General features: G+C 62.8%; 10 protein-coding genes. 2 read left to right on the forward strand and 8 right to left on the reverse strand.

Annotation, left to right across the window (positions count from 1 at the left end; all coding sequences use genetic code 11):
- Positions 1-74 precede the first annotated feature (74 nt).
- Positions 75-1,670, forward strand: a complete 1,596-nt coding sequence (locus QA640_RS41115; RefSeq protein WP_283038302.1) for an ABC transporter substrate-binding protein — start codon at positions 75-77, stop codon at positions 1,668-1,670.
- Positions 1,671-1,843: 173 nt separating this feature from the next.
- On the opposite strand, the gene QA640_RS41120 is transcribed toward QA640_RS41115, so the two are convergent.
- Together QA640_RS41120 and QA640_RS41125 are read right to left on the reverse strand one after the other, a co-directional pair.
- On the reverse strand, positions 1,844-4,072 hold the full coding sequence (locus tag QA640_RS41120; RefSeq protein ID WP_283038303.1) for an adenylate/guanylate cyclase domain-containing protein: 2,229 nt from the start codon (positions 4,070-4,072) through the stop codon (positions 1,844-1,846).
- A gap of 125 nt (positions 4,073-4,197) precedes the next feature.
- Positions 4,198-12,090: a FecR domain-containing protein gene (locus tag QA640_RS41125; RefSeq protein WP_283038304.1), complete on the reverse strand. Its 7,893-nt coding sequence runs from the start codon at positions 12,088-12,090 to the stop codon at positions 4,198-4,200.
- Positions 12,091-12,699: 609 nt separating this feature from the next.
- Here QA640_RS41125 and QA640_RS41130 point away from each other — a divergent pair.
- Positions 12,700-13,449 carry a transglutaminase-like cysteine peptidase gene (locus QA640_RS41130; protein WP_283038305.1) on the forward strand — a complete coding sequence of 250 codons (750 nt, stop codon included), beginning with the start codon at positions 12,700-12,702 and terminating at the stop codon, positions 13,447-13,449.
- Between the two features lie 73 nt (positions 13,450-13,522).
- Here the strand turns inward: QA640_RS41130 and QA640_RS41135 are convergent, their stop codons facing one another.
- The 6 genes from QA640_RS41135 to QA640_RS41160 all read right to left on the reverse strand — a co-directional run bounded on the left by QA640_RS41135 (position 13,523) and on the right by QA640_RS41160 (position 20,341).
- On the reverse strand, positions 13,523-14,722 hold the full coding sequence (locus QA640_RS41135; RefSeq protein WP_283038306.1) for an ABC transporter substrate-binding protein: 1,200 nt from the start codon (positions 14,720-14,722) through the stop codon (positions 13,523-13,525).
- A gap of 122 nt (positions 14,723-14,844) precedes the next feature.
- The gene (locus QA640_RS41140) at positions 14,845-16,683 is read right to left on the reverse strand and encodes an AMP-dependent synthetase/ligase (protein WP_283038307.1); all 1,839 of its coding nucleotides are present in this window, start codon (positions 16,681-16,683) and stop codon (positions 14,845-14,847) included.
- Positions 16,684-16,760: 77 nt separating this feature from the next.
- Positions 16,761-17,549, reverse strand: a complete 789-nt coding sequence (locus tag QA640_RS41145; RefSeq protein ID WP_283038308.1) for an ABC transporter ATP-binding protein — start codon at positions 17,547-17,549, stop codon at positions 16,761-16,763.
- A gap of 4 nt (positions 17,550-17,553) precedes the next feature.
- Complete coding sequence (locus QA640_RS41150) at positions 17,554-18,312, reverse strand: ABC transporter ATP-binding protein (protein ID WP_283038309.1); 759 nt, start codon at positions 18,310-18,312, stop codon at positions 17,554-17,556.
- A complete protein-coding gene (locus tag QA640_RS41155; RefSeq protein WP_283038310.1) occupies positions 18,309-19,460 on the reverse strand; it encodes a branched-chain amino acid ABC transporter permease in 1,152 nt (383 codons plus the stop codon). The genes QA640_RS41150 and QA640_RS41155 overlap by 4 nt, the downstream gene beginning before the upstream one ends.
- Before the next feature lie 5 nt (positions 19,461-19,465).
- A complete protein-coding gene (locus QA640_RS41160) occupies positions 19,466-20,341 on the reverse strand; it encodes a branched-chain amino acid ABC transporter permease (RefSeq protein ID WP_283038311.1) in 876 nt (291 codons plus the stop codon).
- Between the last annotated feature and the right edge of the window lie 17 nt (positions 20,342-20,358).

The raw sequence follows: 20,358 nt of genomic DNA on the forward strand, positions 1-20,358 counted from the left end.
CGAAGGCGCCGGGCTGCCTATTCTGGCATCAAGATTGCAAGTTTGGCTCCACATTTTCCTTGGGAGCTCTGGTCATGCGCAATCGAATCTCGACCTGTCTCGCCGTGCTTGCGCTGGCGTTCTCCGCAATCCCGGCGCGCGCCGAAACCGTGGTGCGTTACGGCATCTCGATGGCGGACATTCCGCTGACCACGGGCCAGCCCGATCGTGGCGCCGGCGCCTATCAGTTTACGGCCTACACGATCTACGATCCGCTCGTTGCGTGGGAGATGGACGTCGCGGAACGGCCGGGCAAGCTGGTGCCGGGGCTCGCCACCGAATGGAAGGTCGACGAGTCAGACAAGACCAAATGGCGCTTCACCTTGCGCAAGGGCGTGAAGTTTCACGACGGCAGCGACTTCAACGCCGATGCGGTGATCTGGAATCTCGACAAGGTGCTGAACGACAAGGCGCCGCAATTCGACAAGCGGCAGAGCGCGCAGGTCAAGACGCGCCTGCCTTCCGTTGCAAGCTACGCCAAGATCGACGACGATACGGTCGAGATCACCACCAAGACGGTTGATTCCTTCTTCCCCTACCAGATGCTCTGGTTCCTGGTGTCGAGCCCGGCGCAATATGAGAAGCTCGGCAAGGACTGGGACAAGTTCGCAAGCCAGCCCTCCGGCACCGGCCCATTCAAGCTGATAAAGCTCGTGCCGCGCGAGCTCGCGGAGCTAGCCAAGAACCCGGACTACTGGAACAAGAAGCGGATTCCGAAGGTCGACAAGCTCGTGCTGGTGCCGATGCCGGAAGCGCTGACGCGCACCAACGCGCTGCTCGCCGGGCAAGTCGACCTGATCGAGACGCCCGCACCGGACGCCGTGCCGCAGCTCAAGGCCGCCGGCATGAAGATCGTCGACAACGTCACGCCGCATGTGTGGAATTATCACCTGAGCGTGCTGCCGGGCTCGCCCTGGACCGACATCCGCCTGCGCAAGGCGCTCAATCTCGCAATCGACCGTGATGCGGTGGTCGGGTTGATGAACGGGCTTGCAAAACCTGCGAAGGGCCAGGTCGATCCGTCGAGCCCGTGGTTCGGCAAGCCGACGTTTGAATTGCAGTACGACCTCGCTGCCGCGAAGAAGCTGGTCGAGGAGGCCGGCTATAGTAAGGGCAAGCCGCTCAAGACCACCTTCATCATCGCGCAGGGCGGCACCGGCCAGATGCTGTCACTGCCGATGAACGAATTCCTGCAGCAGAGTTTCAAGGAGATCGGGATCGACATCGACTTCAAGGTCGTCGAGCTCGAGACGCTCTACACCCATTGGCGCAAGGGCGCAGCCGACGAGATGAATGCCGGCATCAGCGCCAACAACATCGCCTATGTCACGTCCGACCCGCTCTACGCCATCGTACGCTTTTTCCACTCGGGACAGGTCGCGCCGGTCGGAGTCAACTGGGGCGGCTACAGAAGTCCGAAGGTCGACGCGCTGATCGACGAGGCCAAACAGACTTTTGACACTGCCAAGCAGGATGAACTGCTCGCGCAGGCGCATGCAGAGATCGTCGACGATGCCGCGCTGGTCTGGGTCGTCCACGACACCAACCCGCATGCGCTATCGCCGAAGATCAAGCAGTTCGTCCAGGCGCAACACTGGTTCCAGGATCTGACGACGATCGGCGTGGAGTGAGGGAGGTACGCAAGCGCCTCAAATACCGCTGTCATCCCGGGGCGCGCGAAGTTGTAGGGTGAGCAAAGCGAGGCGTGCCCACCTCTTGGATCGACGATGCTGAACGGTGGTGGGCACGGCGCAATTGCGCCTTTGCCCACCCTACGAAACTCGGCCTATTCGCGCACAGCCTTCTACTTCGTCAGCAGCGCGTGGGCACCGTTCCAGTCGTCCGGCGGCGGGTTGGCCTGGTAATTCCTGATCCGCGCCTCGTAGAGGCGGAACAGCTTCTCCAGCGTGTCGGCGTCTTCGCTTCTGCGGCCGCGCTCGATCGCGTCCAGCGCGCCCTGCCAGTCGCGGCTGCGGTAGCAGGCGAGCATCTCGATGGTGATGTTGCGCAGGCGCTGGAAGGCCCCCGAATGCATCACGTCCTCGCGGCCGGCGACCGCATAGATCACCTCCGGCTCGGTCTTGCCCTTCACCATGATGAAGTCGAGTTCGAGGATCGCGAACTTGTCCTTGACGGCGAGCGCGGTCTTGGAGCCGACGATGATGGGGAAGCCGTAGTCCTTGGTTTGTCCTTCCAGCCGCGAGGCCAGATTGACGCTGTCGCCGAGCACCGAATAGTTGAACTTCAGGTCGGAGCCCATGTTGCCGACCACGCCCATGCCGGTGTTGAGGCCGATGCCGACATTGAGCGGAATATAGACGTGACCGCCCTCGGCCGCCTCCTGCTCGCGTTCCTTGTTGACCTCGTCGATCTTTTCCAGCATGTCGATCGCCGCCTCGCAGGCGTTGATCTCGTGCTGCTTGTCATCGAGCGGAGCGTTCCAGAACGCCATGATGGCATCGCCCATGTATTTGTCGATGTAGCCCTTGCGCGCCAGGATGGCGTTGGTGAGCGGCGTCAGGAAGCGGTTCATCAGCGCGGTCAACCCTTGCGGGTCGTGCTTGTAGGTCTCCGAGATGGTGGTGAAGCCGCGCACGTCGGAGAACATGATCGTCATCTCGCGCTCTTCGCCGCCGAGCACCAGCCGCTCGGGCGCCAGTGCGAGCTGCTCGACCAGCACGGGCGACATGTATTGCGCGAACTGGCCGCGAATCTGCTTGCGCTGTTGCTGCTCGCGGACGAAGCTTGCGAAGATCAGCGTCAAATAGATCGCGGTGGTCGAGAGCAGCGGATAGGTGGGATCGATCAAGAGGCGATAGCGCACATAATAGTACCAGGAGAAGCCGATCAGCACCGAAGCAAACAGCGCGCCGACACCGACCAGCGTGACGGGCCCGAACTTCGGCGCGAAAGCGATCACCAGAATGCCCATGATCATGGCGGCGAAGAACTCGATCGCGATGCCGTAGTTCGGCTGCGCGATGATCGAGCCGGTCAGCGCGCTTTCCAGCACCTGGGCGTGAATCTCGACGCCGGGCATGGCGGGATCAACCGGCGTCGTCTTGATATCGTTCAGCCCTGCTGCCGAGGTGCCAATCAGCACCAGCCGTTGCGCGATCCTGTCCGGCGCAACCCGCCCTTCCAGCACGTCAACCGCCGGCACATAGATCGAGGGGTCCTGCGGGGCGAAATGCACCCAGAGCTGACCGTTCTTGTCGGTTGGAATCGAAAAACCCTTCACGCCGACGCTGCGGATACCTTCGCGATCGGTCTTGACCAGCATGGTGTCGGAGCCGGACACCACGCGCAGCATTTCGAGGGTCAGCGACGGCAGGATCAAACCCTGGGCTTGCGTGATCATCGGCGCCCGCCGGACGATGCCGTCGCGTTCGGGCTTGATGGTGAGCAGACCGCGGCCGGCGGAGGCCGCCTCGAGCACGACGGTGTTTCGCAGCAAGCCGGGAAATTCGAACAGGAAACGATGCGGATCTTCACCCAAGGTCGCTAGGCCGGTCTGCGGAAGCTTGTTGTCGAGTTCCGAGTTGCTGACCGGAAGGCCGGTCTCGCCGAGCACGACGCGGGAACGCTTCATCGCCTCGGCGAACATCTGGTCGTTGCTCGGCAGCGCCTTCAGCTTCTCGCGCGTCGCCTCGTCCAGGTTGCGGAAGGTCTCGACCGCGATGTCGGGATTGAGCCGATCGGGCTCCGGGAACATCACGTCGAAGGCGATGGAGGCGGCACCGAGCCGGGTCAGGTTGGTGACGAGGTCGGCGAGCTTGGTCCGCGGCCACGGCCACTGGCCGACCGCCTTCAAAGTGCGATCGTCGATATCGACGATCACGACAGGCCTTGCGGTCTTCTTGCGGGAGTCCCACAGCTGGTAGTGGTCGAAGGTGCGGACGCGAAGCTCCTCGACCGGTCCCGGATCGGCGATGCGCAGGGCGGCGAAGCCGACGAGCAGCGCAAGGCAGACCAGCCGCGCATAGCCGAACCTGCGCGCGAACCACCGCCGCCATATCTTGAGCCGCTTCATACCTGTTGGACTTCCCGTAACCCGATCAGGTTCGATCTTGGATCTTCGGGACGCAAATGGCCATGGCCGCAAGCGACGATCTGGGGATTTTTTGCTGGCCTGTAGCCGGGGCAGCGAGGCCCGCGCTACGTCGTGCCGTGGTTCGTGACGATGAAATCGCCGGCATGCAGGTTGCCGGCCACCACGTTCTTGAGCAGGATCGTCTCGTGGTCGTCCAGGGTGATCAGCGTATCGGCATTTTGCTGCGTGATGGTGAGGTCGGCGACCGAATTGATGGTGTCGAACTGTCGCAGGTCGATCTTGTCCTGGGTCGTATCGAAGCCGTAGGCGGTGTGCTGGACGGCGTCCGTCGTTGACGCCGGGCCGAACACGAACTGGTCCTGCCCGCGGCCGCTGATCAGCGTGTCGCTGGACTGGGTGGCGAAGATGACGTCCTTGCTGCTGGTGCCGGTCAGCGTGACCGGAGCAGAGCCGCCTTCGTCGAAGATGAAGTTGACGGTGTCGCTGGCGCCAAGGCTGTCGGTCACCTTGAAGATAATCATGTCGGTATCGGGCGGGGTGGCGCCCGGATCGTAGGTCACGCTGTGGAGAGCCGTGTTGACCTGGTCGAGAGAGACGCCGTCGAGGGACGACGGCGTCACGCCGGTGCCTTCCTGCGCGCCTTCGGTCTCCGCGGTCACCGTGTAGGTTTCGGTCGGCGATCCCGAGACCGAGAGGCCCGTGACCGTGTCGATATTCGTCGCCTCGTCGTGCACGTGGGTGAAATGCGTGGTGTCGATCACCGGAGACTGGTGGCTCCAGACCAGGTCCGTGCCGCCATGGCCGTCATCGACCTTCGTGAAGCCAGCTTCGTCGTAACCGCCGGTGATGGTGAAGTAGTCGCCGTCGCCGCTTCCATAATGGACCTGTAGCGCGCCATCGTAATTGGTGAACGAGACGTTTTCGGTATCGATGTCGGCAAGATGGATGGTGTCGCCATAGCTGAACCCGGTCACCGTGCACGTGAAGTGCGACGTGCTGTCGAGATGCAACGTGCCGACGCCGCTGCCGACGAACTGGATCGCGGAATCGGAGATGCCGCCGAGCTCGAGGCTCGCGGCCATGATCTGGACCGCGCCCAACCCGGTGAGATCGCCCGTGATCGTCGTGGCACCGGTTTCGACGATGATCGTGCCTTGGTTGTCGATCGAGCCGTCGTCCGTCACATTCCCGTCGAACACCAGCGTGCCGTGGACGCCGATGCCGAGTTGATGAACCTGCACCTGACTGTCCGTGCCGTCGAGCGTGGAGTCCCCGATCACCTCTACCATGGCTTGGCCGTCGCCATTGAGCTCGGTGCCATTCAAGGTCGCGTTGTTGAGAACGACGATCGATCCCTCGTCGGAAGCGTTGATCTGCCCGCCATTGACGATCTCGTTGAAGAGATCGATCGTCGCGCCATTCGCGGCATTGATCTGACCGCCCAAATTGTCGATCATACCGCCCGAGGGACCGCCGAGCACCAGAACGGCATGGGGATCGTCGGCCTCGATGATCCCCTTGTTCGTGACGTCCTGGGACGCCAAGAAGATTGCCTTGTCCACATAGATGGCTCCGGCATTGTACAGCTTCCCGTTCACCGCAAAGAAGCTATCGACGCTTTCCTCATCCGGATTGTAGCCGGTGCCGGTAATATCGACCTCGGTGACATAGGTAAGTGACAGCCCACCGATGGTGTAGCCGCTATCGCCGAGGTTCAGATTGACCACCTGAACTGAATCGACATAGGCGGTTTCGGTCGCGGTCGGAATGCGGTCCAGCGTCCAGTTGCCATCGACCGTCCAGGTCTGGTCGACGTTCCCCGTCCACACATTGACGTTCGAGTCGTCAGCGGCGTTCAGCGTGATCAGCGTGTGGCCGGTCCCGTCGTCACTGCCGGCGAAATGCGCATTGCTGTAGTCGCCGACCAGCTTCACCGTGATGCTGTGGCCGTAGGCATCGCTGACGACGAGGTTACCGGTCTCCGCGTCGTAGCTCGCGGTGGTGCCGCCGTCGAAGGTGATCGTCGACAGGTCCAGCTTGTCGGTCGCCGCGAAGCCCGCGACCGAACCGCCGAAACTCGCGGTATCGATCTGGAGCTCGGCGCCGGCACCCGAGAAGGTGAGGGTCTGCCAGACCGTGGCCTTGACGTCGAGCGTCGCATTGGCGTCGATGGTGACGGAGCCGGAGCCGGACAGCGAGCCGAACACCGTCAAAGTGCCGCTGTCGATCTCGATGCTGCCGGTGTTGACGATGGCGCCCGTGATGGAAGTGGAGCCCCAGCTCTCGATCTGGCCGGAATTGGTGATGACGAAGGCCGAACCGTCCGCACCGGAGATCGACGCACCGTCGTGCAGATCGATCTCGCCGGCATTGCCGAACGTAGACAAGGTGCCGAAGAAGCTCGATCCGGACACCGTCCATGTACCGCCGGCCTCATTGTTGAAGGTCGTGCTGGCGACCGAGATGTTGCCGTTGATATCGCCGGTGTTGTTGATCGTGACGTGACCGCCGGTCTCCACGATGGCATAGGTCGTGGACGTCACCGCACTCGAATTATCGGGCCCGATGGTGCCGGAATTGTCGATCAGCGCCGCGCCGGTGGCGTTCTGCTGGACGAAGATCGCGGCGTGGCCGTCCGCGCCCACGACCGTGCCCTTGTTGGTGATGAGGGTCGAGCCGGTCGCGCCCGTGCTGTCCTGCTTGACGACGATGCCAACCGCACCTGTGCCGGTGAGGTCGCCGTCATTGACGATGGTGATGTCGCCAGCACCGGTGGCGAGCGCGGACAGGCCGACCGCGCCAGTGGCCGAGCCCTCATTGGTGACGCTCACATCGCCGCCGCCATGATCGAACGCACCGATCGCGGTGCCGGCAGCCGTGATCGATGACGTCTCGCCCGTTGTGACCGTGATGTCGCCGACACCCCAAGTAAAGGCCTCGATACCGAAACCCGCATCCGCCGTGATCGTGGCGTCGCTCTCGACGGTGACGTCGCCGTTCACCGCGCTCGAAAACTCTTTGGTACCCTCAGGCTTGTAGCCGGCGATGATCCCGCCCGGCGTGGTTTCGTCGTTATTGAGGCTGGACCCGGAATGGATCGTGCCATGCGCCGTCACGAAGATCGTGCTGTCAACGCCACCTGCGATCGCTGTCGCATAGTTGACGGCCACGATGCCCGAGCTGCCCGAGGCGATGCTGTCGCCGTTGGACATCGTGACGGCAATGTCGCCCTGGTCGACGCTGTAGGCGAGGATGCCGTAGCTCGACGTGCCTGTCACCGATGCGTCGGCACCGAGCGCGACGGTAATATCGCCTGCGCCGCCACTCAAGGTCTGGGCCCGGATGCCGACGTCACCGGCGATCACCGTCGTACCGGCACCGTCATTCACCGTGACGTCGCCATTACCCCAGTTGTGAGCTTCGATGCCGAAACCAGCCGCTGCGGTGATATTGGCGTAGTTGTTGACGATGACCGTGCCGTTGACGTCGGTATTGGCTAACGAACCGGTCGGGTTTCCGTTGTAGCCGACCTGAATGCCGGCCGGCGCGCTGCCGCTCTGATTGAGGCTGCTGCCGGAGCTGATCGTACCGTAGGCATTGACGGTGATCGTGCTGCCCTCGGACGCATCGATCGATGTCGCCCGGTTGACCGCGACGATGCCGGAGCTGCCGGACGTGACGATGCTGCCAGCGTCGGTGGTGACGGTCTCGCTGCCTGTGCCATAGCTGCGCGCACGAATGCCGTAGATGGCGCCTCCGGTGATATTGCCGCCCGCCTCGATGCTGACGTCGCCATCGCCGTGGGTCGTGGCGTCGATGCCGTAGGCGCCACCCGCGGCACCGCCGAGCTGCTTGATCGTGATTTCGCCGTCATTGGCGGCATTGAGGTTCTCGACCAGCACGCCCTCTGAGCCCGCGCCGGTCCCGGTCGCCTTGCCGGTGAGATTGGTCACGGTGATGTTGCCGGACCCGCTCGCGCTGTCGCGTAGCCAGATGCCGTTGCCGTTCAGGCCCGTGATGTCCCTTGTCGCCCCCAGCGAGATGTCGCCGCCGCCGTTCTGGGTGACGAAGATGCCGTTGGCCGCGCCCGTCAGGCTACCTGTCGGCGCGAGCACGATGTCTGCGGGAGCATCGATCGTGCCACCGGACGCCGTGAAGTCGAGCGCATCGCCGCTCGCCGTGGTGATGTTGCCTGCGCCAGTGGCGGTGAAGGTGCCGCCGGACGTGGACTGGCCGGCGATGGTGCCGGTGAAGCTCTGGCCCGCGACATTGTCGAGCTGAAGCGTATCGGTGCCGCCGGCAAAGCTGATGGTCTGCGCGGTGGCGCCGGCAAGCTCGAGCGTCGCGCCATTGTCGATGATCAGCGAGCCGGCGCCGCTGAGGCCGCCGGCAAGATCGAGCGTGCCGTCCTGCACCTCGATGGTGCCGGTATTGGTGACCCCTGCGGTGACGGTGTTGCTGCCCGTAACGCTGTAGAGATGGCCGGCATTGCCGAGGTTGCCGCCGTCGATCTCGACGCCCGACAGATACAGCTTCGATGTGCCGTCGACCGTCACCGTTCCACCCGTATTGGTGACCTTGACGGTGTCGAGCTTCAGGACGCCGCCGTTGATCGCCTCGAGCATACCGGTGTTGACGATCAGATCGCCGGTGACGTCGAGCTCGCCACCATTCGCCGTGATGAGGTGTTGATTGGTGATGGTGTGCTGCACGAGCGGATCGATCGTCAGCGTTCCGCCGGTGACGTCGATCGTGCCGACATTGGTGATGTCGGCATCGTCGATGGCGCTGATGCCGGTCGAGACCAGCGTGCCGGACAGCATCAGCGTGCCGCCGTCGATGGTCGCGCCGACGAAATCGAGCCTCGAGCCGGCGTCCACCGAAACCGTGGCGCCGGTGTTGGTGACCGTCGTCGACACCAGCTTCAGCATGCCGTCGTTGATCGCCGCCAGCGTTCCGGTGTTGGTGACCGCCTCGCCATTGACGTCGAGCTCGCCGCCATTGGCCTGCAAAGTGCCTGCGTTGGTGATCGTGGCCGGAGTCGTCGCGACGAGAGCAAGCAAGCCGCCGATCGCCTCGATCAAATTGTCGTTGGTGATGAAGCTGTTGGTGATCGTGCTGGTACCGTTCGAGGAGAGCGTGCCTGATACGTTGAGCTTGCCGCCGGTAATCTCGGCCTGATTGAGGACTAACACGCCATGGTCATCGACGGTGATGGTGCCGGACGAATTGGCGATCGTGGTCCACTGGTCCAGCGTCAGCTTCGCACCGGCCTTGATTTCGATGATCGAGTCGTTGTCGACGGTCTCCTTGTCAAAAGCGACGGTCCCCATGACGGTGACGACGCCGGAATTGTCCAGCTCGCCATTGATCAGGAAACTCGTCGCCTCCAGCACCAATGTGCCGCCGATGATCAGCTTGCCGCTGTCGATGGTCGCGCCGACAATGTCCAGCGTCGCACCGGCATCGACCTTGAGAGTGCCGCCGGCATCGTGAACCTCGGCCAGCGTCTTGAGCGTGCCGCCGGTGAGCTCGATCGTGCCGGCATTGGTGATCGAGGCGCCGACGGCGAAGTCGCCGCCGCCCGCGAGCGTCAGGGTGCCGGAATTGGTCAGCACGCTGGTGTCCAGGATCTCCGCCTTGCCGCCGACGGAAATCGTGGCGCCCACGGAATTGGCCAGGATCGAGTCGGCGCTGAGATTGAGCGCTCCGGCGATCGTCAGTATGCTCTTGTTGATGACCTCCGGCGGCGGGCCGCCGAAATCGTTCATGGTCAGCGATTTGGCGAACGCCGCCTCGTCAATCGTGACCGGATAGGATGGCGTCAGCCCGTGCAGCTGATCGGTGATGACGATGACGTCGTCGTCGATCGTCGGCACGGTGCCGGTTTCCCAGTTCGCGGCGTCCTTCCAGAAGCCGCCGGGCGGGGAGCCGGCCGCGTTCGTCGCGACCCACACCACCGCCGGACTGTCGGTCCCCTTGATGGTGACGGTGATGGTCTGTGTCGTGGTCGCGCCTTGCGAATCCGTGATCGTCACCGTGTAGGTCAGCGTCAGGACCTCGCCCTTCGGAATGAAGTCGGCGAGATAGACGGGCAAATCGGCGAGCGACCAGTCAATGACGCCGTCGCCCGACCCGGTACTGTCGGTGTCGATCGCGACCGACATCGCCTTTTCGAAGGCGGCAAGCGGTCCCGGCGGCACGGTGCCGCCGTCCGGCAGCGTTGCTCCCGTCAGTTTGACCGACACCTTGTGGGTGTCGGTGAGATCGACGTCGGTGAAGGTCAGCGTTCCAGCGGTCGGCACCTCTGAGGTGAGCGGACCGCCGGGCACGCTCGTGCCGCCTTCGAAGGTGATGGTCGGGACGCTCGAGGTGATCACCGGCAGGTCGTTGGTGCCGGTAACCGTGATGGTGATGTCGATGAAGGCGGTTTGATTGTCTTGCGCGAAATTGTTGTCGACGCGGACCCGGTAGGTCAGCGTCAGCGTTTCACCGGCGGCAAGGAAGTCGAAGGCGTTGTCCGGAACGCTGTAGCTCCAGGCCGCCGAGCCGATGTTGGTGTTGGCGGATGCGGGAACGACGGTGATCCTGGCCTCGGTCGCGACGATGTCGGCCTTTTGCAGGTCTGACAATCCCGCAGTGACGTCGTTATTCAGGGCGTCGTGGTAGGTGAAGGACGCGAAGGCCACCTTCACCGTCGGGCGGTCACCGACATTGAAGTCGAAGAACGTGATCTTGCCGCTGATCACGTCGAGATCGGCGGTATCACCCGTCTTGTTGCCGAGCTCGGTGAGAGCGAACGCCGTCTTCACGCTGCCGCTCGAGTCGAGGCTGCGCGCCTCCGGCGGGCCGGGAACGCGGCTCAAGGACGTCGGCTTGTCGGGGGTGTTCGTCGGCTGCCCGTTGTTGCCGTTACTGACCGTATTGACGTAGGTCGCCTGCGCCGTCGCGCCGCTCGCCGTCTTGATCAGCACGAGATTGGCGTCCTGCGTGATCGAATCGGTCGAGTTGTTCGTCAGCTTGGTGTTGGTATTGTTGTCCGTGAACTTCAGCGAGAACACGTCCGTGATCAGTTTCTGCACGTCCGGCGACAGCAGCGCGTTGGTGACCGAGACGTTGCCGCCGCTGATCTGGATCATCTGCCCCGCCTGGTTGACGGTGGCGATCGGCAGCAGCGTGACCTTGTCGAACAGGATGTAGGAGCCGGTGGTGCCGTCCGGCTCGACCAGCACCTGGAAATTCGCCTGCGGCTGCGGGTCACCGCCGCCCGACGGAATCGAGAAGCTGATTTCCGTCAGCACAGCGGTGCCGCGGATGCCCATGGTGGCGACCGGCGTGTCGATCTTCATGTCGCCGTGCTTGGCGGTCTCGCCGGCGACGAAAGTGATGGTGCCCGCGACCAGGCTCAGCAGCGAGGAGTTGCTCGACCCGTTGGGATCGTAGACCATCTCATTCAGCACCATCCGCGCGTTGGACGAGAGGCCGAAGACGGTGCCATCAATGAAGGTGACGCCGAGGGTCGAGTCCGACCCGGTCGAGAGCACGTCGCCCTTCTCGACGTTGTCGCCGTTGTTCAGGATGATCGAGACGCCGTTGCGGACCGCGGTCGCGCTGCCGGTCAGCTTGGTGATATGGCCGATGACCTGCGCGGTGGCGGCGCCGGACGCCGCCTGCGCATACTGGATGTTGCCGGCGAGCGCGTTGACGATGTCACCGGTGAGATGGGCGCCGTCGGGCGAGGCGATCGCGGCGCGCTTCTCGCCCTTGAAGTAATCGTGAATGACGAACTCGTGTCCGTCGTTGGACAGCAGGAGATCGACACCTGTGCGCTTGAACTCGCCATGGAACAGGAGATTGGGATCGGGAACAAAGTACGCGCCTTGTGGCACCTGCCCATGTCCCGAGACGGAAAACGCGTCGACATGGCCACTGGCAGGCGCGTGGAAACCCTGGCCATGCAAGGAGAGCGCGGCGTCAAAATTGCCAGCGTATTTCAACGGGGGAGCACCGAAAAAGGGTTAATATTTAAAGAAGTATCTGCTGCCTAAGCTTGCATATCATTACCAAGTCCTTAGCGGAACCGTTGATTGCTTGCGCGAATCCACGCGGCATCCCCGCCATGGCCCGCACGAGACAGGGCGACCGCAGGGTAGCAAAGGTATTTGCTGGAATATTTGTAGGTATAGCCTCGCCGAATCAGCGGCATGTCCCATCATCCGAAGTATATTGAGGTATAAGTCTCGCAACGGATACTTACATCATCTACCCATCGCATTGCTCTGCAACATACTGCGGCAAATACGGAGTTTTAACTGTGATCTGCCTAACAGAAGCGGTGCTATAAGCCCGCCATTAGTCATATGCGGCAGATTCGGCCGCTGACTCAAGGTGGACCCGCAATTGGTTCCATTTCGCGGCAGAGGGCCTTCCCCGGGGCCCGACGCATAAAATCTTACGCAACCCAGCGAGACCGGTTTCAGCCTGTTTGGCGGTTTTGGGACCCCTGCCGAGCGCGTTAAGCAGAACAAAACGGCCCTTTCTCACTATCTCCGAGCCGGCACGTCGGGTCAGGGGTGTCCCTGCCGATGCTGGACAGGGGAAGTCAGATGGAGACCGTTGCTCACTCGCGCGTCTGGCGCGCAGTCCTGCTGTTGTGCGGACTGATCCTGTTCGGATCGGCCGCCGATCTTCGCGCCGGCACGCTGCTGTCGCCCGGGTCTGCCGTCAACGTGCGGAAATCCGCCGAGCCGTTCGGCGTGTTCGCCTTCGCGATCTCCGCAGGTCGCGTCCGCGACAAGTGGTTCCACCTGAAAGACAGGCTCGACGACGAGATGGTGCAGCTCGCGCTGTGCGACGGCGACCGCGACAACTGTGTCTCACCCGCCGCATTGAAGCTGCTCGCCATCGTCGACCAGGCGCGTAGCCGCGAAGGCCGCGCCCGCCTCGGCGAAGCCAACCGCGCCATCAATCTCGCGATCAAGGCGGCCAGTGACGGTGCCGACGACATCTGGAACTCGCCGCTCGCCACCTTCCAGCGCGGCGCAGGCGATTGCGAGGATTATGCGATCGCAAAGCTCGCCGCGCTCCGCCTCGTGGGCATTCCGCCGGAGGATCTGCGCATCGTTTTCGTGCGCGACACGCAAGTCGGCGCGGAGCATGCGGTCGTGGCCGCCAGGCTCGACGGCCACTGGCTGATGCTCGACAACCGCCGCATGGCCATGGTCGAAGATGACGCGGCGCGGATCTATCAGCCGCTGTTCGTGTTCTATCAGTCCGCGGTGCTGAAATATGTCGACGAGCCGGCTTTCGTCGCGGCGCCTGACAGCAGCCGCGCGGCGGTGATCGCGGCGCGCTGACAGATCGAACCGGAATTCGGCGAGGGGGACTCGCGGAAGCTCCGCCTCACCCGCAGACGGGGAGAGGCAAAGATCAGAACATCAGATTGTCCTTCACGAGCACCCAGCGGCCGCCCTTGACCTGCTGCACCTGGGTGATGGTGTTGGCGAGGTGATCGGTCTTGGTGAACTTCGTCGGCGGCGAGTTGAAGATGTCGAGAAACTTCTCGCCAGACTCCAGCGAGTCCAGCATCTTCTGTCCGGTGAGATCCTTGCCCGCCTTCTGCGCATAGAAAGCGAACGTCATCACCGCGTTATAGCCGATGATCGCCTGCGTATTGGCGTCCGAATTGAACATCTTCTTGTAGTTGACGAGCCAGTCGTGGACCTTGCCCTTCGCCGTATCCTCGTACGGGATCTCGAAGCCGCTCGCCGCATAGAGCCCTTCGACGGCATCCTTGCCCAGCGTCGGCACTTCCAGCACGTTGGTCGGCGTGGCGCCTAGGAAGGTAACGTCCCAGCCGAGCTTCCTCGCTTCCGACATCGCGCCGATGGTCTCGCGGATCACGGTGCCGAGCACGACGAGATCGCAGCCGTCGGATTTCATCTTGGCGACCTGCGCGCTGAAATCGGAGGCGCCACGCTTGTAGCTCGTCACCGAGGCCGGCTGCACCTTCATGGCCTGGAGCTGTTGGTTGAAGCCATCCAGCACGTTTTTGCCGTACTCATCGTCCTGGTACATGATGCAGGGTTTCTCGAAGTTCTTGAGTTCCTTCATGTACTTGAGCGCAGCGCGCGTGCTCTCCACATAGGGCAGGAGGTTGCTGAATTTCAGCCGCTCCTGAGGCTTGTTGGGGTCGAACTTGAAGGTGAATTCGGCCGAGCTCAGGGGGAACAGCTGCAGCACGCCGGCGTCGAACAGGGTGTCCTGCGCGGCAAGCACTGTCGGCGAGCCCATCGGGCCGACCATGGCAAATATCTTGTCGCGCTCGACCAGCTTCTGCGACGCCAACACGGCCTTCTTCGGATCGTATCCACTGTCTTCGACCACCAGTCGAACCTTGCGGCCGTTGATACCGCCCGCCCTATTGATCTCCTCCACCGCCATCTTCATGCCGTTGGAAACGGGCACCCCCCATCCCTTGACAGGGCCCGACAGATCCTGGTGGGTGCCGATAACGATCTCGTTTGCCGAGATGCCTTCATTGGTGACCTTGATCTGCGCCGCGGCCGGCAGACAGGTGAGCACCATCGCACCTGCCGCCAGGCCGAACGCCAAAAACGATTTCGACATCGACATCTCCTCTCTCTTCAAGGCCCTGTTTGCGCGACGGGCGTGGCCATCGCTCCCTCGCTTGTTCTCTGCGCATGCCCCTTGTCGGGAAACAGGTGTCCACTTTTCCTGGAGCATGCGCCTCATGCTAGCGCGCGCTCGCGATACATCGCGTCGATCTCGCCGGCGTAACGCTTGCTCACGAAGCTGCGCTTCAGCTTCATGGTCGGCGTCAGCTCCTCGTCCTCCGGTGTGAGCTGGCGCTCGATCAGGTGGAATTTCTTGATGGTCTCGACGCGGGCGAAATTGCCGTTGACCTCTTCGATCTCGCGCCAGATCAGGTCCTGGATTTCCCTCGCCCGGCACAGGCTCGCATAGTTGGTGAAGGGAATGTCGTGGTCCTGCGCGAACTTCTCGACGTTCTCCTGATCGATCATGACGAGGCAGGTGAGATACGGCCGCTTGTCGCCGATCACGACGGCGTCGGAGATGTAGGGCGAGAATTTGAGCTGGTTCTCGATCTCCGACGGCGTGATGTTCTTGCCGCCGGAGGTGATGATGATGTCCTTCATCCGGTCGGTGATCCTGACGAAGCCTTCGTTGTCCATGGTGCCGACGTCGCCGGTGTGCAGCCAGCCGCGCGTATCGATGGTCTCGGCGGTCTTCTCCGGCTGGTTCAAATAGCCCATGAACAGGAAGTCGCCCTTGATCAGGATCTCGCCGTCCGGCGAGAGACTGACCTCACCCCAAGGTACCGCTTTGCCGACCGAGCCGAGCTTGATGCGCTCGGACGGCATCATGGTGGCGACCCCGCAATTCTCGGTCTGGCCGTAGATCTCGCGCATGTCGATGCCGAGTGCTAGATACCAGCGAATCAGGTCGGGCGAAATTGGCGCGGCACCGGTGAACGCGATGCGACAACGATCGAGGCCGATCATGCGGCGGATGTTGCGGAATACCAGTCGATAGGCGAGGCGGTTGGCGATCCTGAGCGAGAGGGATGGCACACCTCCCTCGAGCCGGCAATTGGCCACGCGCAGGCCGATGTCGATGGCACGGCGGTAGATCCATTGCTGGAGCGGCGTCGCATCATTCAGCGCGATCGTGATCGCGGAATAGAATTTTTCCCAGATCCGCGGCACTGCGAAGAAGATGGTCGGCTGTACCTCGCGCAGATTGTCCGGCACGGTTTCCGGGCTCTCCGCGAAATTCATCACCGAGCCGAGCGCAACCGAGATGTAGCAGCCGCCGACGCGCTCGGCGACATGGCAGAGCGGGAGGAAGATCAGCCGGTCCTCCTCTTCCCGAGCCGGGATGAAATCGTTGGCGTGGCGCATCTGATGCGTCACGCTGCGGTTGGAATGCATCGCCCCCTTGGGCAGACCGGTCGTGCCGGAGGTGTAGACGAGAATCGCGAGATCGCTCGCGCTGCGGCTGTCGATCATCTCCTGCCAGAGCTGTTCGCGTCCGGCCCTGTGATTGCGCCCGAGCGCGCGAAACTCGTCCAGCGACATCACCATGTCGTCGGCAAAGCCGCTCAGGCCCTCCATGTCGAACACGATGATCCTTTGCAGCGTCGGGCAGCGTGCGCGGCAGGCAAGGATCTTGTCGAGCTGTTCCTCGTCCTCGGCAAAGATGATCCGGGTAGCGGAGTCGTTGACGAGATATTCGACCTGCGCCGACGAATCGGTCGGATAGATTCCCGAGGAGACGCCGCCCGCGCACAGGATGCCCATGTCGGCATAGACCCATTCCGGCACGGCGTTGGCGATGATGGAGGCGACGTCGCCGGGCCTGAAACCCGAGGCGCGCAGGGCGTAGGCGATCTCCCTGGAAATTTCCAGCCACGCGCGCCAGCTCGTCGGCTGCCAGATGCCGAACTGCTTCTCGCGGATCGCAACCCTCTCCCCGCGCGTCTCCACCGCGCGTACAAAACTCCTTGCGATCGTGTCTGCGACCGTCAGCACCGCCGGTCGGGCCATGCCGTTCCCTCCTTGTCGCCTCCCATCAGTTGCCTGCCTTGCCGGCGGTCTATGTCTTACGGACGGGCAATCCCCATTTAACGCCACGTTTTCTTCTTTTTCCAGCGCCGCTCGCCCCGTGCGCCGGCCTCCTTGGCGCCAAGGTAAAATTCCTGGATGTCCTTTGAATGCATCAAGCGGTCGCAGGTGTCGTTCATCACGACCCGGCCGATCTCCAGCACGTAGCCGTAATGCGCCGTTTCCAGCGCCACCTTGGCATTCTGCTCAACGAGCAGGATCGACATGCCCTGCTCCTCGTTGATGCGGCGGATGATCGTAAAAATCTCCTTCACCAGGATCGGCGACAGCCCCAGCGATGGCTCGTCCAGCAGCAGCAGCATCGGCCGGTTCATCAGCGCCCGCCCGATCGCCAGCATCTGCTGCTCGCCGCCGGAGAGCTGGCCGGCCGGCTGGTTGATGCGCTCCCTCAGCCGCGGGAAATAGCCGTAGACCCGCTGGAGATCCTCCGCGACCGCGTCGCGATCCTTCCGCGGATAGGCGCCCATCATCAGGTTCTCGCGCACGGAGAGGAACGGAAACACCTCGCGCCCTTCCGGCACGTGGCTGAGGCCGAGCCGGACGATCTTGTCGGCCTCCATGCGCTGGATCGGCTTGCCCATGAACTCGATCGTGCCCTTCTGGGGATCGAGGATGCCGGAAATGGTCTTCAGCACCGTGGTCTTGCCCGCGCCATTGGCGCCCAGCAAGGTGACGATGCGGCCGCGCGGCACTTCGAGCGAGATGCCGCGGATCGCCATGATCGGCCCGTAATAGCTCTCGATATTGCTGAGCTTCAGGATGATATCGGGCAAACCGGCGGCGTCCATCGCGTCAGGCTCCGAGATAGGCGGCGACGACGTCGGGATGCTGCTGCACCTCGGCGGGCGAGCCCATCGCCAGCACCCGGCCGTAGTTCAGCGCGATTACGCGGTCGGAGACACGGTTGACCAGCGACATGTCGTGCTCGACCATCAGCACGGTGATGCCGAGCTCGCTCTTCATGTCGCGGATCCAGAACGACATGTCGTCGGTCTCCTCGACGTTCAGCCCCGACGACGGCTCGTCGAGCAGAATGAGCTTCGGCTCGGAGCAGAGCGCGCGGGCAAGCTCGATCACCTTGCGCACGCCGTAAGGCAGCCCCGAGATCAGCTTGTCGCGATAGGCCTCCAGATCGAGGAACTCGATCACCTGCTCGACGCGGCGCCGGTGCAGCTTCTCGTTCGCGCGCACGCTCGGCAGAAACAACAATTCCTGCCAGAGTTGCGTGGTCGAATGCCGGTGGCGACCAACCAGCAGATTCGCGAGCACGGTCGCATTCTCGAACAGCTCGATGTTCTGGAAGGTGCGGGCGATGCCGAGTCTTGCGATGTCGTAAGGCGGCTCTTGCGTGATGTCCTGGTCCTCGAAGAAGATGCGGCCCGAGGTCGGGCGGTAGATCCGCGAGATCAGGTTGAAGATCGAGCTTTTCCCCGCGCCGTTCGGCCCGATGATCGAGAGGATCTCGCCCTTCTCGACCGCGAACGAGACTGCGTCGACCGCCTTGAGGCCGCCGAAATGCAGCGACAGGTTCTCGGCGCGGAAATAGCTCATCTGTTCCGCTCCGACTTCACGTAGATCTTCTGGCGCTTGAAGGTCGCGCGCTTGTAGAGCGGGAAGAGCTGGAAGAAGAGTTTGATCTTCAGCCAGCGGCCGTAGAGGCCGAGCGGCTCGAACAGCACGAACAGCACGATGATGATGCCGTAGATCGCGCCCTTCAGGCCGTTGAGCGAGGCGAAGGCCGCGACCTTCGACTGGACGTTCGCCGCGCTGTCGGTGCCCGCCCCGAAGGTCGCGGCGACGCCGGCAATGAGGCCCGGCATGTCGTCCTTCAGGTACGTCAGGAACGGATCGATCATCACGATGAAGATCGCGCCCAGCACCGCGCCGTGGAGGCTGAACGTGCCGCCGATCAGGATCACGATGATGAATTCGATCGAGAGCTGGAGCGTGAACATCTCCGGCGAGATGAAGGACAGCTTGTGCGCGAACAGCACGCCGGCAAAGCCGGTGATCGCCGCCGAGATCGCAAAGGACTTCACCTTGTAGAGCGCGACATTGACGCCCATGCTGCGCGCCGCCGTCTCTGAGTCGCGGATCGCAACGAAGGCGCGCCCGGTCGGCGATCGCAGCAGATTGAGCGTGCCGACGATGGTCAGGATCAGGACGGCCAGGCAAAGGAAATAGAACGCAGGACTGTCGCGCGGCACGGCGACGCCGAGCAGCGACAGCGTCTTGATGCGCATGCCCTCATTGCCGTTGGTGACGCTTTCCCAGCGCGCCAGGATTTCCTCGACGATGAAGGCGAAGGAAATCGTGGCGATGACGAGATAGATGCCCTGGAGACGCAGCGCGGGGAAGCCGACCAGCGCGCCGATCAATCCGGTCAGAAGGCCTGCGGCGAGGAAGTAGACCGGAAACGGAACGTTGTATTTCTGCAAATAGGCCGCCGTGTAGGCGCCGATCGCGAGGAACGCGGCATGCCCGAGCGAGGCCTGCCCCGTAAAACCGGTGAGGATCAGCAGCGCCACGCCGACGGTCGCATAGATGCAGACGAAGACGAGCTGGCTCATCAGATAGCTGGAGAGCACGTAGGGCGCGATCAAGAGCACCGCGATCAGGAGCCCGTAGGAGACTACATAGCCCGAATGCGGGAACAGCCGGATGTCGTCTTCATAGTCGGTCTTGAACAGGAAGCGCATGGCGTTCAGACCTTCTTGCGCACGTGAAGGCCGAACAGGCCTTCGGGCTTGAGCAGCAGCACCGCCAGCAGAACGATGTAGGGCGCAACGTCCTTCCAGCCCTCGGGCAGATAGAAGCCAGCCATGCTCTCGATCACGCCGATCAGCACGCCGCCGACGACCGCGCCGGGTATCGAGCCGAAGCCGCCGAGCACGGCGGCGGGAAAAGCTTTCAGCCCGAGCACGAGCCCGACATTGGAATGAATGAAGGTGATCGGCGCCAGCAGCACGCCGGCGCAGGTCGCGACCGCTGCGCTGATGGCCCACACGATCGACACGACGCGCTTCACGGGAATGCCCATGTAGTAGGCCGCGAGCATGTTCTCGGAGCTGGCGCGCATCGCGGTGCCGAGCGAGGTCTTGTTGAAGAACAGATAGAGCAGCACGCAGAGGATGACCGTTGCGGCAATCACCGACAGCTTGTCATAGGCGAGCACCAGCGCGCCGATGCGCAGCACGCCCTGGCTGAACGGCGTCTCGATCTTGAAGTCGTCTGTGCCCCAGATCATGCCGGCGATCGAGCGCAGGAAATAGCCGAGCCCAATGGTCGCCATGATGATGGAGAATTGCGGATAGCCGAGGATCGGCCGCACTACGATGCGTTCAGCGAGCATGCCGAACAGCGCCATGACGGCGACCGCACCGGCGAAGCCAACCCAGTAGTTCAGGCCCATCATGCCGATGAAGGTGAAGGCGAAGAAGCCGCCGAGCATCATCAGATCGCCCTGGGCGAAGTTGACGACCTCGGTCGCCTTGTAAACGAGCACGAAGCCAAGCGCGATCAGACCGTAGACGCAGCCGAGTGCAACGCCACTGACCAGCTGCTGAACGAAGTCCAGCATCGCCGAGCATCCTCCCA

The organism is Bradyrhizobium sp. CB82, from assembly GCF_029714405.1.
Taxonomy (GTDB): Bacteria; Pseudomonadota; Alphaproteobacteria; order Rhizobiales; family Xanthobacteraceae; genus Bradyrhizobium.

What these genes read in the sequence shown, in the direction of transcription:
- QA640_RS41115 (WP_283038302.1), top strand. Translation starts at nt 75, where the DNA reads ATGCGCAATCGAATCTCGACCTGTCTCGCCGTGCTTGCGCTGGCGTTC.
- QA640_RS41120 (WP_283038303.1), bottom strand. Translation starts at nt 4,072, where the DNA reads ATGAAGCGGCTCAAGATATGGCGGCGGTGGTTCGCGCGCAGGTTCGGC.
- QA640_RS41130 (WP_283038305.1), top strand. Translation starts at nt 12,700, where the DNA reads ATGGAGACCGTTGCTCACTCGCGCGTCTGGCGCGCAGTCCTGCTGTTG.
- QA640_RS41135 (WP_283038306.1), bottom strand. Translation starts at nt 14,722, where the DNA reads ATGTCGAAATCGTTTTTGGCGTTCGGCCTGGCGGCAGGTGCGATGGTG.
- QA640_RS41140 (WP_283038307.1), bottom strand. Translation starts at nt 16,683, where the DNA reads ATGGCCCGACCGGCGGTGCTGACGGTCGCAGACACGATCGCAAGGAGT.
- QA640_RS41145 (WP_283038308.1), bottom strand. Translation starts at nt 17,549, where the DNA reads ATGGACGCCGCCGGTTTGCCCGATATCATCCTGAAGCTCAGCAATATC.
- QA640_RS41150 (WP_283038309.1), bottom strand. Translation starts at nt 18,312, where the DNA reads ATGAGCTATTTCCGCGCCGAGAACCTGTCGCTGCATTTCGGCGGCCTC.
- QA640_RS41155 (WP_283038310.1), bottom strand. Translation starts at nt 19,460, where the DNA reads ATGCGCTTCCTGTTCAAGACCGACTATGAAGACGACATCCGGCTGTTC.
- QA640_RS41160 (WP_283038311.1), bottom strand. Translation starts at nt 20,341, where the DNA reads ATGCTGGACTTCGTTCAGCAGCTGGTCAGTGGCGTTGCACTCGGCTGC.